The sequence below is a fragment of the Paenibacillus sp. sgz302190 genome, assembly GCF_059820445.1.
The window spans coordinates 15033-32229 of sequence record NZ_JBZYAO010000024.1 but is presented as its reverse complement, the minus strand read 5'-3'; the positions used below and the strand labels follow the sequence as shown (position 1 = coordinate 32229).

At 49.9% G+C, this 17197-nt stretch carries 15 protein-coding genes; 11 read left to right on the top strand and 4 right to left on the bottom strand.

Annotated features, from left to right (window positions below; genetic code table 11):
* On the bottom strand, positions 1-1266 hold the full coding sequence (locus tag AC6RNO_RS23625) for an ATP-binding protein (protein WP_497106972.1): 1266 nt from the start codon (positions 1264-1266) through the stop codon (positions 1-3).
* Between the two features lie 200 nt (positions 1267-1466).
* Between AC6RNO_RS23625 and AC6RNO_RS23620 the strand changes: the two genes are divergently transcribed.
* The 4 genes from AC6RNO_RS23620 (at position 1467) to AC6RNO_RS23605 (ending at position 6898) form a co-directional block, all read left to right on the top strand.
* A complete protein-coding gene (locus tag AC6RNO_RS23620; protein ID WP_497106971.1) occupies positions 1467-3293 on the top strand; it encodes a histidine kinase in 1827 nt (608 codons plus the stop codon).
* A gap of 33 nt (positions 3294-3326) precedes the next feature.
* Positions 3327-4850, top strand: a complete 1524-nt coding sequence (locus tag AC6RNO_RS23615; RefSeq protein WP_497106970.1) for a response regulator — start codon at positions 3327-3329, stop codon at positions 4848-4850.
* A gap of 463 nt (positions 4851-5313) precedes the next feature.
* Positions 5314-6132: an oxidoreductase gene (locus AC6RNO_RS23610; RefSeq protein WP_497106969.1), complete on the top strand. Its 819-nt coding sequence runs from the start codon at positions 5314-5316 to the stop codon at positions 6130-6132.
* Between the two features lie 106 nt (positions 6133-6238).
* A complete protein-coding gene (locus AC6RNO_RS23605; RefSeq protein WP_488438688.1) occupies positions 6239-6898 on the top strand; it encodes a TetR/AcrR family transcriptional regulator in 660 nt (219 codons plus the stop codon).
* 87 nt (positions 6899-6985) lie between these two features.
* On the opposite strand, the gene AC6RNO_RS23600 is transcribed toward AC6RNO_RS23605, so the two are convergent.
* Entirely contained in the window at positions 6986-7510 is a 525-nt protein-coding gene (locus AC6RNO_RS23600; protein ID WP_497106968.1) for a P-loop NTPase family protein, read from the bottom strand.
* 302 nt (positions 7511-7812) lie between these two features.
* Here AC6RNO_RS23600 and AC6RNO_RS23595 point away from each other — a divergent pair, with 302 nt between their 5' ends.
* Genes AC6RNO_RS23595 through AC6RNO_RS23585 form a run of 3 tightly spaced genes read left to right on the top strand, consistent with a single transcriptional unit; the run spans position 7813 to position 8974 of the window.
* Positions 7813-8178, top strand: a complete 366-nt coding sequence (locus tag AC6RNO_RS23595; protein ID WP_063187382.1) for a DUF2089 domain-containing protein — start codon at positions 7813-7815, stop codon at positions 8176-8178.
* 13 nt (positions 8179-8191) lie between these two features.
* Positions 8192-8623, top strand: coding sequence for an SHOCT-like domain-containing protein (locus AC6RNO_RS23590; RefSeq protein ID WP_488438686.1), 432 nt, complete (start codon positions 8192-8194; stop codon positions 8621-8623).
* Between the two features lie 6 nt (positions 8624-8629).
* Positions 8630-8974, top strand: coding sequence for a hypothetical protein (locus tag AC6RNO_RS23585; protein ID WP_497106967.1), 345 nt, complete (start codon positions 8630-8632; stop codon positions 8972-8974).
* A gap of 203 nt (positions 8975-9177) precedes the next feature.
* Here AC6RNO_RS23585 and AC6RNO_RS23580 read toward each other — a convergent pair whose 3' ends face one another.
* Both AC6RNO_RS23580 and AC6RNO_RS23575 read right to left on the bottom strand, forming a co-directional pair.
* On the bottom strand, positions 9178-9747 hold the full coding sequence (locus AC6RNO_RS23580; protein ID WP_488438684.1) for a TetR/AcrR family transcriptional regulator: 570 nt from the start codon (positions 9745-9747) through the stop codon (positions 9178-9180).
* Between the two features lie 172 nt (positions 9748-9919).
* Positions 9920-11062: an oxidoreductase gene (locus AC6RNO_RS23575; RefSeq protein ID WP_497106966.1), complete on the bottom strand. Its 1143-nt coding sequence runs from the start codon at positions 11060-11062 to the stop codon at positions 9920-9922.
* A 531-nt stretch (positions 11063-11593) separates the two neighbouring features.
* On the opposite strand from AC6RNO_RS23575, the gene AC6RNO_RS23570 reads away from it, so the two are divergent.
* The 4 genes from AC6RNO_RS23570 to gap all read left to right on the top strand — a co-directional run bounded on the left by AC6RNO_RS23570 (position 11594) and on the right by gap (position 17070).
* On the top strand, positions 11594-12964 hold the full coding sequence (locus AC6RNO_RS23570) for an extracellular solute-binding protein (RefSeq protein WP_497106965.1): 1371 nt from the start codon (positions 11594-11596) through the stop codon (positions 12962-12964).
* Between the two features lie 19 nt (positions 12965-12983).
* Entirely contained in the window at positions 12984-13850 is an 867-nt protein-coding gene (locus tag AC6RNO_RS23565) for an ABC transporter permease subunit (protein WP_497106964.1), read from the top strand.
* Complete coding sequence (locus AC6RNO_RS23560; protein ID WP_497106963.1) at positions 13847-14596, top strand: ABC transporter permease subunit; 750 nt, start codon at positions 13847-13849, stop codon at positions 14594-14596. Before AC6RNO_RS23565 ends, AC6RNO_RS23560 begins: the two co-directional genes overlap by 4 nt.
* 1421 nt (positions 14597-16017) lie before the next feature.
* Positions 16018-17070 carry a type I glyceraldehyde-3-phosphate dehydrogenase gene (gap, locus tag AC6RNO_RS23555; RefSeq protein ID WP_474679623.1) on the top strand — a complete coding sequence of 351 codons (1053 nt, stop codon included), beginning with the start codon at positions 16018-16020 and terminating at the stop codon, positions 17068-17070.
* The last annotated feature ends 127 nt before the right edge of the window (positions 17071-17197 follow it).

Below are 17197 nucleotides of genomic sequence, written 5' to 3'. Positions count from 1 at the left end.
TCATTTGCCGGGGGGATCGTAAGGGAATGCGATGGTGAATTTCGTGCCCGACTTCACTTTGCTTGCAACCGATATCGTGCCCCCGAGGGAATGAATCACTTGGTACGAGTAGGTAAGTCCAAGTCCCGTTCCGTTGGATTTCGTCGAAAAATAAATCGAGCCCAAGCGGTTCATTTGCTCTTCATTCATGCCGATTCCATTATCCGTAATGGAAAATACGGCATTTTTTTCTGCGGGCACAAGTCTGAGCACGACTTTGCCGTCCGGCACCTGCGAACACGCCTCGATGGCATTTTTGATAAAATGGGCAAGCGCCTGCTTCAGTTCATCCGTATGGGCCCATATGTTCACCTGGATTTCGGGGGCGGGGGCATGAATTTCAAGCTTTACGCCGTACGTACCCGCAAGCGGGCGCATCGCTTCCGCAATAAGGGGCAGCTGTCCGGAAAAGTTAAAAAGCTCCAGGTGATTTGCAGGAGGCTTGGAGACGGTGAGATACTCGGACAGGATGGATTCGGTTCGCTGTATTTCCTCCAGACTGATCTGGATATATTGCTCGATCTTTTTGTAGTTGGCGGGGTTTTTTTGAATCAATTTCAGGAAGCCCTGCACGGCCGTAAGCGGGTTGCGCACTTCATGAGCGAGAGAAGCCGCCACGTGGTTCATCGTATCCATTTTTTCGTGCAGCCTGTGCCGGATGAACATATCCTTTTCCGCAACGGATTTGCCGAACAAAGACATCAGCAGCCAAATGCCGAGCGAATTTTGCAAGGGAATGATGAAAATATGACAACCCAAATGCCGGATTATAGAGTGCGGGAAATATGCGTACGTGAGCGCAAGCGGAATCATCGAGAAAACGAGCCCGGCTCCAAAAATGACCAGCGGTTTGCGGGAAGTGGTTTTGAAAAATTTGTAAAATAGAATCGATAAAACAAAAATAACCGCCAATATGATCATAGCGATCCACTTGCCATCGCCGCCCACATAGAACCGGTAAACGGCAAATTCAACGAGCAGGATCAGACCTGTCCGGATGCCGCCGTAATAAAGGCCGAAAAGCAAAATGACATAGCGGATATCGAAAAAAATCCCGTCTACTACTCTGGAAGCGAAAATCATCGATAGGAGCAAACAGACCGTGCTTGTCAGGAGAATGAAAGAACGGCTGTAATTTCTGTTTTTGTCCCGGTAGTAAATATTAAATGCGACGAAAGGAATAAGAGCAAAAAAGAGCTGAAGAATAATTTCTTTAAAAAGATTCATGTCGTCATCCCCAGTATCGACTAACTGCGCACGATTCAGTTTTCCATTTCGACGTATCCTTTCCGAATCCCTCCAATTCAAGTTCTCCCCGACAAACGGCGGGAGATGCCCCGACTCCTATGTTTTGAACCTTTATTCGCGGAAAAGATCCTTTTATAATCAGGAATAGGGATATCCTCGGAAAAGGGGCTGCATGCGGCATGAAGAGATGGAACGATTACATGCTCAAAACCAAAATGTTTGCTACGTTTTCGGCCGTCTCTTTGTTTATTGTCGTTTTGACCTGCCTTATTTTTTATTATAAAAATGTAAGCGATATCAAAACGCAGACGCTTTCGCTTTCGAACACGATAACGAGGCAGTTCAGCCGCACGGTCGAGCTGTACATTCAAGACATTGAGAAGCTCTCGGCATCGATATTCGGAGATCCGATCGTTCAACGGAACTTGCTGGACCATTACGAAACCGCGAATTCGGTCGAGCAGAACAGAATCGAATTGGCGATCAACAACCAGCTCAGCACGTACTTGAGCGCGCGGCCTTATATGCAGAGCATTTTCATCTTCACGACCGACAACAGCGTCTACTACGTGTCCAAGGGGAAAAGCCTGAAAGCGAACAGCAGCCTCGGCGGCGAATCCTTGTATTTGCAAAACGAATCGTGGTACGAAATGAACGACTACACGTATAAAAACAAGTTCTTTTTGCTGCCTACCGCAAAAGAAGTTTCGGTCGCGGACGAAGGGGATAACGTCATCTCCTTTGTGCGCAACATCAACCGAATTCCGAACCGGGAAATTATCGGGTTCATGAAAATCAATATCAACGCCGAAGTGTTCAAAAATATGCTGGTCCAACCGGATAGCAACGATATCGAAAACCATATGCGCGTATTAATTATTACGGATGACGGCCATGTCGTCTACGACAACCGGAACGAATTGACCGGCTCGCCCGACATTCGGCTGGAACCATCGATTTTTAGGCGGAACGGCCGCTCCGGGGACGTCGATTGGAACGGGCGGCCGTACGTGTACACGTTCGAAAAATCGGACTATACGAATTGGAATACGATTATTCTCATTCCGAACGATTATTTGCTGTCCAAACAAAAGCGGTCGCAATATATCGTGTTTGTCGTCGGCCTTCTGGCGACACTGCTCATCGCCGTCGTCTCCTACATGCTGTCCCATCATATCACCCTCCCTCTGCGTCATATGATGAAGAAGATGAACCGGGTGGAACTGGGCGATTTCAGTCAGCGCATGGAGTTCGCCGGAAATAACGAAATCGGCCGCTTGAGCCGCATTTACAACAACATGCTGGACAGCATATCCCGCTTGATCAGCGAAGTCTACGAATCGAAACTGGCGGAGAAGAACGCCCAGCTGTCGGCTTTGCAGGCGCAAATCAATCCGCATTTTTTGTACAATACGCTCAACATTATGAAATCGATCAGCCGGATCAGGGGAATCGAGGAGGTCGCCGAAATGTCCGAATCGCTGGCCGAGCTGTTTCAATACAGCATGAGAAACTTGCAGCATCCGGTGCCGCTACGGGAGGAATTGGAGCATATTAAAAATTTTATGAACATCCAGCAGCACCGCTTCGGCGGCAGGTTCGAGCTGCACATCGGCATTCCGGACGAACTGCTGCAAGCTTCCGTGTTGAAGCTGACCGTTCAGCCCTTGATTGAAAACGCGGTCATTCACGGGCTCGGCAAAATGAAGTCGGGCGGCCGCATCGAACTGCGCGCCTGCCAAAGGGAAGGTCTCCTGATCATCGAGGTCAGCGATAACGGCAAGGGCATCGAGGGCAGGAAGCTGCTGGAACTGCAAAGCCTGCTCGGCGAATCCAACCGGATCAAGGAGCTTTACAATGAAACGGAAGGGATCGGGCTGCTCAACATCCGCCAGCGCATGCAGCTGTTTTATGGCGGGAACTATCGGATAGGGCTTTGCAGCCGTCCGGGTGCGGGAACAACTTTGAAATTGGAATTTCCGTTCATCGTACACGGGCGGACGTGACGGACGCGAAAAAGGGGAAGGGAATGGCGGCAGATGAACATTTACCTGGTTGAGGATGAAAGATGGGCGTTGGCGGAACTGGTCGAGCTGTTCAAAGCGTATGAACCGCAGCATCGCATATTCGCTTTTGAGAATGGCGAAGACGCTTTGGCGGCCGCGAGTCATACAAGCCCGCATTTGGTGCTGACGGACATCAATATGCCCGGTATGGACGGCCTGGAATTGATCGCCCGCCTGAACCTTGCGGAGCATCCGGTCAAAGGCATTATTTTGAGCGTGCACGATCAGTTTGCGTATGCACAGAAGGGGATGCAGCTCGGGGCGGCCGATTATTTGCTGAAGCCCGTCAAAAAAGATGTTTTATACAAAACGATCGACAGGGCGATTCAAGCCATCGAAAGCGATGAGAGGCAAAAGGCGGAACGCATCAACTGGTCCGTCGTGCAGATGCTGCTCGCTTCCTCTTTTCCGGAAAACGAGCTTTCCGCCGCTTTGGACCGCCGGCCCTGGTGCCTGGCGCTGCTTTTGCTGGAGAACCGGGCGTCGGCAAGAGGCTGGAAGGAGACAAGCGTCAGCAGCGGCGACATCAAACGGCCGTTCCTGGACGGTACCTTTCAGGAGCAAAGCATCCACTGCATCGATATCGACTCGCAGCGCAAAGCCGTCCTGATCCCGGCTCACGCCGGTTCCCATGCAGGGAGTATCATTGCGAGCCTCGTCTCGCTGCATCATGAGCTGCAGCAGACCGGCAACCGCGTCCATCTCAGCTACGTGTTCAAAAGTGAAAAGGAGCCCCTTCACAAATGCTTCGCTTTTGTAAACAAACAGTTGGAAGAGCATATGAAGCTTGGCGTTTCTTCGTTTATTTCCCCCGGGACGCAAGCCGCGGAAGCCGATTTGGGCGGAGTGTGGGACAAGGTTAGAGTACTGCAAAGCTGCCTGCTGCAAGGCGGTATCGTGAAAGCCAAACAAAACGTTTATAAAATCGTAGGCGAGCTGCAGCAGAAGGACATCACCATGAAACAGCTGCTGCTGTTCGTAGGCGACATGCTGTACTCTTTGACCTACAATCTGCAATCCGCGGCGGGAGCCGATATAAAGTCCGGTCATTGGCAGGAGGATATGAAAATTTTTGAGCAAATAACGACTCACCGCGAATTGTCGGACTGGCTGGAAGACCGAATCGTCAGCTTGTTTTGCAAGCACGAGCCGAAGGAATTAAAGCCGAAAAGTCTCGCTCCCGTCTTGATGAATTGGATTCACAACAATTATCAGCGCGATATTTGCTTGCAGCAGTTCGCCGCCGAGCACCATGTCAGCCTGAGCTATTTGTCCAGACTGTTCAAATCCCAGACGGGCTGCACGTTCTCCGAATATTTGATCCGCTACCGCATCGGCAAAGCGCAGACGCTGCTGACGGAAGGGGTTGACCGGCTCGCCGATGTCAGCAGCCTTGTCGGCTACGAAGACACGAAACATTTTAGCCAGCTGTTTAAAAAAATAGTCGGCGAAACTCCCGCAGCTTACGGAAAACGCAAACAAGCCCCTTTTTCATAAATAACCCGTAAGCGCCCTGCGTCAGAGGCGATAACCACAATCTGCCTGGCTGCACGAAGAAAACCTGCAAAAATACATGAATTTGCGTTCTTGATCGCTGGCCACGAACAATTCCTGCAATTGTGCAGGTTTTTCCCTACCACGATGCCTCCTGCCCAATATGTTCAGTTCTGCAACCTCACAAGGAGAGGTAGCGCCCGGAAAAAGCGGCTGTCCCTCAAATTAGGGTTCCCTGTTTCCCGTAGCCCTAACCGAGTGTCGCGGAAAACTTGCCCTTTAGTACAACGCGGCTGTCGATTTATGCCGACAGCCGCGTCTCTTTTGCATATTCAACTACCTAGTCCCGTTAGTTGAAGTTATAAGGTTGGCCTTTTCTTACTTCATTATGCATGACTAGTTGACAATTGACTTAGAGTCACTTATAATTGACTCAAAATCAATTATTCGTATGGAGGTTTTGTTTATGAGTCAAAAAGTTGTTTTGATTACAGGTGCATCTTCCGGCATAGGTAAAGAAGCAGCCATCGAGCTGAAGAATAAGGGTTTTACTGTTTATGCAGCCGCCCGGCGCATAGATAAAATGCAAGATCTTGCGGCAAAAGGGATTCATCCAATTTCTTTGGATGTAACCAATGACGCATCCATGGTTCAATGCGTTAATGAGATTCTAAAAAAAGAAGGCAGAATTGACGTCCTGATCAATAATGCAGGATATGGTTCGTATGGAGCAATAGAAGACGTTCCAATGGAGGAAGCCCGGCGTCAAGTAGAAGTGAATGTATTCGGACTTGCGAGAATGATCCAGCTTGTGGTGCCGAGTATGAGAAAAAATAAATTCGGTAAAGTTGTTAATGTTTCTTCAATGGGAGGTAAAATTTGGACGAATTTCGGTGGCTGGTATCATGCGACAAAGTTTGCGGTGGAAGGTCTTTCAGATTGCCTTCGCTTGGAGTTGGCACCGTTTGGCATTGATGTCATCGTGGTGGAACCAGGCGGAATCAAAACGGACTGGGGTATTATTGCCGCTGAGAATCTAAAAAAAGTATCTGCCAAGGGGCCGTATGCCCAGGCCGCCAGTAAAGCAGCCGATGGCATGATCAAAAATTATACGGGCAATCAATTGTCAAAGCCTGAACTAATTGCACGCACCATTGGAAGAGCTGTAACAGTTAAAAGGCCGAAAACACGATATCTTGTCGGTTTTATGGCAAAGCCTATGGTGTTCATAAAAAATGTTTTTGGAGACCGCGCTTACGACAGAATTATCAGAATGTTCGGTTAATAGAGGTGGAGATGATGCACTCACGATAAACATCGTGGCTCTAGAGTTCAATTTTGACTCCAAATCGATAATGGAATAAAATTAATCGAAATGGAGTGATGAGGTTATGGCAAAACGTGCAATGACTCCTGAAGCAAAGGCTTTAAAAGCTCAGGCTATTCTTGATAAAGCGTCTGAAATGTTTCTTTCATCCGAATACGAAAAAATTAAAATGTCCGATATTGCCAAGCAGATGGGCATGTCTAATGGCATTCTGTTTGTGTATTTTAAAACTAAAGAGGCTTTGTTCTTTAGCCTGCTTTGTCGGGAGTATGAGAAAAGAGTTGCATGTCTGACCGAAATGGCGAAAGAAACGCCAATCAGGAATTTCAATGATTTCCAAAATCTTGTCATGAATGAGCTTACAGAACTGGTTGACGATAATCCCCTGTATATAAAACTGGAATCCATGCGTACGGCTGTATTTGAAAAAAATGTAGACGCGGAAACAATGTTAATCCAGAAACTGAATTTATATAAGTTAATGACGGATTTGGTGTTCATAATTTGTGAAAATAATGCATTAACTCAAGAGGATGTAATGGAAATTCTTCAAATGGAGGCATCGATTATTACCGGATGCAAACTATCTGCCACCTTGCCTGCGGAGGTTATTGACATTATCGAAAAGAACGGACTGCATGGACTCAAACGTGACTTTAAGCAAGATGTTATTGCAACAATGAATCATTATCTAGAAGGTTATAGTAAAAATCGAAGGTATTAAACATAATTACTTTGAAATCCACGCTGCTGCGTGGTTTTTTTGCATATCTTAATCTTCTTTTCAGATAAAGCTTTACAAGCGTTTTTGCTAGTTGAAATAGTTAGTAATTTCAATATTATCCTTTAGTGTCATGGACTTGGAATCATACAGTTTCAATTTTTCTAATAATTTCGGTTTAATTCGTCTTTCGAAATTATCATTCCAGATAAACATGTTTCTAAATATTTTAAAGGATGGTCTATAGTTTGATTTTTCGATTCTGAGTAACTGCAATATAAATCTTCTGACTATTCGATAATTTCGTTTGGAATAGCCGGTATCTAAAAAAATGATCAAGTCAGCATTATTAAAACTCGGGAACACCCATTCGTTGTAATGAGCACCCTCAATAATCCAAGCATCGGACTGAATACATGTACTCAATATGTGATCCCGTTCTTCGACAGTTCTTTTAATGTCGCTTGGTTTGCTGCGCTTCCATACAACATTATCCAATTCGTAATGTGGAATTTTCAATTTCAAAGATAGGGTTCTAGCTAAAGTTGTTTTACCGCTGCCAACGGAACCTATAATATGAATTTTTCTCGGAGCATCCATGTTCAATTCGATCATCAACTTTCCACATATAAGTTTTTAGAACATAATTCCTCACACCCTTTTCCATATCCTGCAATAGCATTAATCTGCCAGTTTGTTGAGCGAAGTCTGACGGCAACGCAAATCGGCGATGGATTGGCTCCACCCCCGTGCTATCGTCATCCGAGGCTTTCTTTTTTTAAATAGAGCATTTTAAAATTTTCAGGATAATAACCCGAAAAATCAATAAAATTAATCATGAAATTAAAATAATTGATTTTATTCGTTTACATATTGAATATTTTGATTTATAATTTAAAAAAAGAAAGGAGTAGAGTATGAAATATCCCATCATCACACAGTGTCCTGTATGCGACCATCCGCTGCACGCCGTCAAGCTGGAATGCGGACATTGCCGGACGACGATTGAGAACACGTTTGAATTATCAAAGCTGGCTCTACTCTCGCCCGAACAGCTCCATTTTGTGATCACCTTTCTAGTGAACAGGGGCAACATAAAGGAAGTGGAGAAAGAGCTCGGCATATCTTACCCGACGGTGCGCGGCAAGCTCAATGATATCATTACGGCCCTCGGATACGATACGCGGAAGAAGCCGGAAGTCGATGAGAAGAAGGTCATTTCCATGCTGGAGAATGGCGAAATCACCGCGGATGAAGCGGTCAAAATGTTGAAGGATGAATAAGGAGGAAGAAACGATGAAAGAAGAAATCAGCAAAGTGCTGTCCATGATGCAGGAAGGCAAAATTGATTCAGACAAGGCTTCGGAGTTGATTGCTGCGCTAAAGGAGAAGCAAACGGCTCATACATCGCAAGCCGTGCAGGTGCTGGGGAAACCCGACTATTCGAAGAAACTGTCATCGGCATCCGGCGGTTATTTAGACAAAACGTTGAAAATACGGGTAACATCCCAAGAAAACGATAATGTCAACATCAATTTGCCGATTAAACTGGTGAAGGCTGTTCTCGGAGCGGGGCACAGCATCGCGTCCAATATTCCGCAGGCTGCGAAATATGTAAAGGATATCGATATCGACCTGCTGATCGATGCAATCGAGAACGAGCTTGACGGGCAAATCGTTGACGTCCGCTCCGGTGAAAAGGATACCGTCACCGTAGTGATTGAGTGATGGGTCATGATGATTGTGAAGGTTAAGAGCAAGGAGCACGCTTTTACGATTCCGGTCCCTTATGCCGTATTGCGCATGGGGAGTGGTATCCTGACTTCCAATTTAGTCCAGCGCAAAATGAAGGATTGGCTGAACAAGCACGGCGGACATGAGGGTGGGTACTCGAGCCGGATGCATGATTTCGATTCGGACAGCATCCGGTTCGGGATTGAACTGGTGCTGTCGCTTCTCGAAAACCGAAACACGAAGCAAGCGATCAGGCAGCTCATCAAGGAGTTGCAACGTTGCAAAGGGACGGTTCTGGTCGATGTCCAGGCTCAGGACGGCACGGAAGTGTTGATTAAATTGTAGGCGAAGCTTTCATTTACGATTTCTCTGGTGCCGACTTTACTGGTGCGGTAATCAAAATCGTGCCTCCATGACCACAGAAGCGACATTTTCCGTCGTAAAATCAACGCGCAGACGTAGATGGATCGCCGGATCTGTCCCCTTTTCGTTCAACAAAGACCAAGCGGTCCATAACAGGGATGAAGAAAGCGAGCTGAACGCTCTAGTCATTTCAACCGATCCAAAATAATGGAGACGGCACCCTCGATTCTTTCCCGCTTGGATTTTGCCCGCACCATGACGTTGATTCCATGAAAGGAGACGGTGAGAAAACGTGCAAGTTCCAGGGACTCTGTTTCGGTTTGGATAGAGCCATTGCTTTTTCCTCTTTCGATCGCATGGAAAAAAGCAAGCTCGACATCATCAAAGTCGCTTTCGACCAGCTTCTGGATCATCTTGTCATGCGGAGCCAATTCGATCGCACCATTGGACGTCATGCAGCCCAATGGACTGCCGGTACCGTCAAAGAGCGCATGTAATGCAGATTCAATCCCCCGGTAAACGTTCGCGTCGCTCAAATGATCCATTAACCCCTTCATACGTTTGGTCCGGTAGATCTGGAATGCTCGAATAAATAGATCGTGCTTGCTGCCGAACGTTTCGTATAAACTGCTTTTACTGAGCCCCGTCGCTTGTAACAAATCGCTTAGAGACGATGCTTCATATCCTTTGGCCCAAAATAGAGCCATTGCTTTTTTTAAAACTTCGTTTTCATCGAAATTGCGCGGCCGTACCATATGTGTACCCCCTCCCGAACATATTATATACATGCCGGACCAGTAAGTACAGAACATGTAGTTGTTTCAATAATACTGCTCTACAGCGGAGCGCTGCCTTCAAAAATGCCTTGAAGAGGCTTCTCCGGCATCATTCCGGATAGCCTCTCCTTCGCATCGATTCGCCAATGCCTTAACCTTCCGTACCCTCTTCATCCACCACTTGGAACCAGCCAGGTATACTCATGATCCTGCCCCATATTCCGTCGGGAATCGCAAGTTTCTCCTGCGCGGAACGCGAAAGCGTCGTTTTGATTTCCTCCTCCCGTCCGTTTTGGACCAGGGCTACCCATTCCGGATTAATAATCATGGCATGGCCAAGCGAGATCAATGGAACGCCCGTGCTCAGAGCTTCTACGACATCATCGGGGGTCCACAGTCCTCCGACACCGATAACGGGGACGCGGTCGCCGACGAGTTCCTGCACCATCACGATTCGCGGCTTTGCGATCTTGTCGTCCGTTCTCGGACTCTGCCAGAAGTGTTCCACGGAAAGATGGATGTAATCCAGGTTTTGTTCCGCCAGCACGTCGACAAAATGAAGCGTATCGGCCATGGTGATTCCCGGCGTTTCTTTTTCCTCCGGCGAAATGCGGTACCCGACTGCAAATGGCGACGTTGCATGCGCCGCAACGGTTTTTTGGACGCGTTTCACGACTGCGAGCGGGAAGGCCATCCGCTTTTCCAACGTTCCGCCCCACTTGTCTTCCCTTCGGTTCGCATGCGGGGAAAAGAACTGATGGATCAGCAACCCGTTGGCACCGTGAATTTCAACCCCGTCAAAGCCGGCTTCGATTGCCCTGCGGGTCGCCTGCGCGAACTCTTCGATCGCCGTTTCGATTTCCGCTTCCGTCATCGCCTTGGGGACGGCCGCTCCTTCACGCTCTGCCGCGATCGTACTGGGGCTCAGCGCATGACCGCTTGGAACCATCGCCGGATTGCTCAGCCGACCGCCATGATAAAGTTGCACAATCGCTTTGGCCCCGTTTTCCTGAATGACAGCCGCCAGCTTTTTCAATCCGGGCAGCAGCTCGTCGTGATCGATGCCGAATCCATGTTGGATGAACTTTCCGTTTTGCGACACGAGCGCGCTAGCTGTAATGATAGTGCCAGCTCCTTGAGCGCGAGCCCGATAATAAGCCAGTTCCGCATCCGTTACTTCTCCGTTTGGACTGGATGCCCCAATGCCCATCGGCGCCATCATCACCCGATTGTTTAACCTTACGCCCGAAGGCAGACGAAACGATGCAAATAGAGGCTCGTATTGAGCATTCATGTTCCATTCCTCTTTCCCGTGTATGTTTTTATTGCGGACCTAATGGTCCATAATAAACAAAAAAAGTAAGAAGCTTGTCCGTGTATTTTAGTTATGGACGCATCGGTCCATAATGAAGAAAACACATCGTCTTCATCGAAGTTCCGCGGGCGGGCCATACGGATGTCACCTCCTGGTCCTAGTATACCCATTCTGAACCGATAAGTCCATAACCTAAATCGGTACGGATTCTTGTCGGGCTTATAATACTTGATTAGCTCTTTGTTTGCCTGGCCGTTTGGCGTCCGCATGAACACAAATGCCGTTTTAACGTCTTAAAGCCCAACGATCTGATCCAGCCACTAAAGTTGCTCGTCGAAGTCCAAAAAGAAAATACGCCCCCCTAAAAAAGACAAGGACACAGGTAGTGCTGCATAGAGGCGTGAATTAGACTTAGAGTTATGGAAACGCATACATGAGCTGCCCGGGAAAACGGGTAAAAGTACAGGCATGCGGTGTCCACGCGAGAACAAAGGGGAGGATGTTATGGGAATGAGTCCAAAAAGAAGCAAGACGAGTCAACTCGCTGCTTGCGCGCTGCTGTCGCTGGCCATGCTGGCGGGATGCGGTGGCGGTGCGGCGCCTGCATCAAGCGGCGGTTCCGCTGCGCCGGGCGCAGCCCCAACCACCGGGAGCGGCTCGAAAGAAACGCCGCCCGCAGGCAAGACGACCATCAAAATGATGGTCAGCAACACGGGCACGACGCTTGAAACGCTCAAAGCCGTAGCTGCCGAAGCCGAGAAAAAGCTGAACATCGCTATCGACTGGGATATTAAACCGGGCGGCACCGAAGGCGACAACCTCGTCAAGACGCGCCTTGCGACCGGCGACATGTCCGACCTGCTTTCGTACAATTCGGGCTCGCTGCTGCAAGCGATTAACCCGGAGAAAAATTTCGTGGATTTGACGAATGAGCCCTACATGGTGAACGTCATGGATTCTTTTAAATCGACGGTGAGCGCGAACGGCAAAGTTTTCGGGGTTCCCGTCGGGTCGTCCGCGGTCGGCGCCATGCTTTACAACAAAAAAGTGTACGCCGATCTCGGCTTGTCAGTCCCCAAAACGTGGGAGCAATTCATGGCCAACAACGAAAAAATTAAAGCGGCAGGCAAAACGGCGGTCATTTCCACCTTCAAAGATACGTGGACTTCGCAGCTGTTCGTGCTGGGCGATTTTTACAACGTCCAGACGGCGGTTCCAAACTTTGCGGCGGACTATACGGGCAACAAGGTCAAATACGCCACGACGCCTGCGGCTCTCCGGGGCTTTGAAAAAATCGAGGACGTCTACAAAAAAGGCTACATGAATAAAGATTTTCTCGCCACTACGTACGATACCGGCCTGAAAATGCTGGCCGAAGGCACAGGTGCGCATTATCCGATGCTTTCTTACGGCGTCGAGGCCATCAGCAAATCGTATCCCGATAAAGTTAACGACATCGGCATATTTCCGATTCCGAGCGACAGCGCCGACATCAACGGTTTGACGGTATGGATGCCCGGAGCTCTTTATATCAACAAGGAAAGCAAAAAGCTGGATGCGGCGAAAAAATGGATAGCCTGGTTCGCATCCGCGGAAGGCCAGGCCGTATATTCGGCGGCGGCGAAAGCTACCGGCCCCTATGTGATCAAAGGCGTGGAACTGCCCAAAGACTCGTTCCAGGCGATCAAGGACTTGCAGCCGCTGTTTGATTCGGGGAAAACGGCTCCGGCGCTGGAGTTCCTGTCTCCGGTCAAAGGGCCCAGCCTGGAAAATATAACCGTCTCGGTGGGCAGCGGCATCAGCACGGCGAAGAAAGGCGCGGAGGACTACGATAAAGACGTGCAGAAGCAGGCGCAGCAGTTGAAGCTTCCGGGGTGGTAAAGAAGAAGGGGAGAATCCGATGACGAGATCATACGCGAAGATGTACTCGTTCGCTTTTTTATTGCCGGCCGGCATTATTTACTTCGTGCTGTATTTGCTGCCTACGGTCTTGTCGTTCTTTTTCAGCATGACAAGATGGACGCTGACGGATTGGGAATTTATCGGACTCGATAATTATGTCTCCTTTTTTTCGGAGACGTCGCTCAGCATCGGTTTTAGAAACACACTCGTTTACGCGGTAGCGACCTGCGGGCTGAAAGTGCTGCTCGGCTTGCTGCTCGGCGCTTTTCTAACATCGCGGATATTGTTTAAAAGCTACCTGCGGTCGGTCGTTTTTTTTCCGACTTTGCTCAGTACGATTGCGGTCGGGATCGCTTTTTCCACGATGATGCATCCTTCGCAGGGGGTGATCAACACGGCTCTCGCCGGATTCGGCATTACCGGTCCGGATTGGCTCGGGGACACCAGGCTTGCCCTTTTGTCGGTGGCAGCCGTCGATGTCTGGAAAGGCGTCGGCATCGCGACCGTAATTTATATCGCAGGCATTATGGCGATCCCCCAGGAGTACTATGAAGCGCTGAAAATCGATGGCGGCAGCGCCAAGTCCGCCTTTTGGCACATCACCCTGCCGTTAAGCCGGCCGGCGATGAATTCGGTCATCATCCTGGCGTTTATCGGCGGCCTGCGCTCCTTCGATTTGGTCTGGGCGATGACGAAGGGAGGGCCGGGCTTCACGACGGACCTGATCGCTTCGATCATTTACAAGCAGTATCAGGCCGGCTTTTACGGCCTTGCCACGGCGGGCAATGTCATCCTGTTCATCGGCGTATCGGCGCTTGCGTTTCCGCTGTACAGGTTATTGACCAAAAGCGAGGTGGACTTATGACCGCAAGCATGAGACGGATTGCGATCGGGCTCACGGCGCTATTGCTGACGACACTGATTTTTTGGATACCGTTCTACTTCGTCATTATCACATCGTTGAAAACCAGGGCCGAAGCTGCGGAAATGTCCATGGTCTGGCCGACATCGTTTCATTTCCTGGCCAATTACAAGGAGGTGCTGACGGCCTCGGACAACATGCTGCTCCGGGCGTTTTACAACAGCACGCTCCTTACCGTTTTGTCCATCCTCGTGCTGGTTGTCGTCAGCGCCATGGCCGGGTTCGTTTTGCAGCGCCGAGAGGGAAGCAAAGCTTCGCCGGCGATCAATTTCGTAATTCTTGCGGGCCTGATGATCCCGCCGGCGATCGTGCCGACGATCTGGGTGCTGAACACGATCGGCATGTTCAAAACGCTGGCCGGCATTACGCTGGTCGAAGTGGCGCTGCACTTCCCGTTTGCCGCGGTCCTGTACAAAGCTTTTACAGCGACGCTTCCGCGGGAAATCGACGAGAGCGCTTTTATGGACGGGTGCGGGGGGACCCGGTTGTTTTTCAACATTATTTTTCCGCTGTTGAAGCCGGTCACCTCGACGATCGTCGTCCTTACTTCCATCGGCGTTTTCAACGACTTTGTCAATCCGATGTATTTTTTCCCCGGGTCGGAAAATGCGACGGTGCAGCTGACGCTTTACAATTTTACGAGCATGTACAACACCGACTGGCTTTGCTGTTTGCCGATATTGTGCTGATTTCGCTGCCTCCGCTCATCTTGTTTCTGTTCTTCAACAAACGGATTGTGGCGGGCATGACGGCCGGGGCGGTGAAGGGCTGACACGGGGGAGCGGGGCCGGCATGCTGCGTTGGAATGCCGCTCGCGCATGCGCAGGGACGGGGCTGCCAGGGGAACGGCCGCTATGACGTGGCCGGCGTCATCGCGAATGGTGGCAGCCATCGAAAAGGCTGCCGCCGGAAGCGGGGCAGGACCGCCCTCGCCACCGCCCCGTGCGCAGTGGGCCGCGTGGTGAAAAGCGCCACCGCCCCGTGCGCAGTGGGCTGCGTGAAGTAATGCGCCACTGCCCATGTACCGCGGGCTGCGTGAGGCGATTGGGTGATACGCGCCACGTCCCCCGCAAGCGCTATGCTACCGCAAGTGGCTGAAAGCACATTGCTTCCGCAAACCGCCAAAAGTGCCACGTATCCACAAAACTCGCTCGCTAGAGGCACACATTTACTTGGCAGGCGAAGAAAACCTGCAAAAATGCAGTTTTTTGCTCGTAGATACGCTTGTGGCGAAAAATTCCTGCAAATGTGCAGGCTTTTCAGCTCATATGCTGGCTTAGGCCCGTTTTAACCGGAAATTCCTGCACATTTGCAGGTTTTTCCCAAAAACGGGCCGCTGCCGTGGAAAAAGCCTGCACTTTCGCAGGCTTTTCGGGTTGCCAAGCCGTTTCAACGATGGCCATGCCATCTTTTTGGCGGCTAAACGAAACATGTTTGCGAACGCAGCTCCCAGCGCACGGTGTGGTGTCGCATGAGGGTGTTCAACCACATACAATCCCTTCCAGCCGCCTAAATAGAATGGCGTGATTCTTGCTCGGGCACACTGGAAAGCGCAGCTTTTTCAACGGAAACCGCCTGTTTGGGAGGAGCAGCTTGCTATAGTGTGGGAGTATCTTCGGGGCTTGAGCCAAACCCCCCTGGATTTGCAGCAATTGGTTGCTATTGCGCGGCATATCCCGCCCCACGCCCTTCGGCGACTTCCCGTTTTTCCAGCAAACTGGCTGCTATCGTACGGTACTTTCCCGCCCCACAACCCTGCCGCGTTGAGCCTAACACCCCGGATTTGCAGTTAGCCCTCGTTATTTTCATTTTGTAGAGCGACGTACATGGCGTCGCAAGAGTTTCAGCAGGTTTATTTGCGCATGTCCGCCTGCCACGCGATTCGCCTGCGATTCTGCGGGCGGGAGCGCAGCCCCCATCTCAAGAGGCACAGTTATTTTGTGCGTCTTTTTTCTCTTATCTTTATATAATACACACTATATAAACGAAATTTCACAAAAATTTCAAACAAAACCTGTATTAATGACGACTTTTTCGAAAATATATTGCATCATAAATAAAATAAATATATATTAAATACATACTAAATAATCAATTAGGAGGCACGAAAATGCGCGTTGGCATTAGCGGTACAGGCAGGATTGGAAGATTGTGCATACGCAAAGCTTTCTCGCAGACGAATCCCGACTGCAAAATAGCCGTGATTAATTCAACCAGCCCTCTGCATGTGCTGGCTCATCTTTTGAAGTACGATTCCATACATGGTTACTGGGATGCGCATATCGAAGCCGACGGAGGGGATCTGCTTATTAACGGCCGGCGGGTGGCGGTTGTCTCGGAGAGAACGCCGGATCTGCTGCCCTGGGAGGAGTATGGGGTCCACCTCGTGATCGACTCCACCGGAAAGTTCAATCAGCGCCAGCAGGCGGAGCGCCATTTGTATGCCGGAGCCCGCAAAGTACTGGTTACGGCGCCGGGCGGGAGCATGGATTTGACGGTAGTCATGGGGGTGAATGAAGATCGGTACGATCCGAAGAAGCACCGCGTTCTTTCTACGGCATCCTGCACGACAAACTGCATCGCGCCGGTTTTGCGCATTCTCGACGATGCCTTCGGCGTCAAGCAGGGTTGGATGACGACGGTGCACGCGTATACGAACGACCAGCAGCTGCTGGATAACCCGCACAACGATTTGCGCCGCGCCAGAGCGTGCACGAATTCGATTATCCCTACCTCGACGGGCGTAGGCAAAGCGCTCACGGATGTGCTGCCGCATCTCGCGCCGCACATTCAGGGCATCTCCGTACGCGTGCCGACGCAGGATGTGTCGCTGCTGGATTTGCAGGTTCAACTGCATCGAACGGTGCAATCCGCGGAAGTCAAAAGAGCGTTTCAACAAGCGGTTGAAGGCGAAATCGGAACTTACGTAGCTTACAACGAGCTTCCGTTGGTGTCGGCGGATTATATCGGCAACGACAAGTCGGCCGTCATTGACGGACTCAGCCTCATGGTACGGGACGATCAGGTCAAGCTGCTCGCCTGGTACGACAACGAATGGGCTTACGCCTGCCGTGTCATCGATTTTGTATCTTATATGGCCCGTGCCGAAAATCAATCGAAAGGGAGCGATGCGGAATGTCTGGTGTCAACGGTCAAAAGATAGCGGAAACCCGGCAGCAGGATCTCGGAGTTGTGATTTGCAAAGTTTGCGGCAATATGATGTATACCCTTCCTACGAACGGGGTCAAAACATTTTACGGAATTTGCCGCAGCGACGCATGCATGGATAA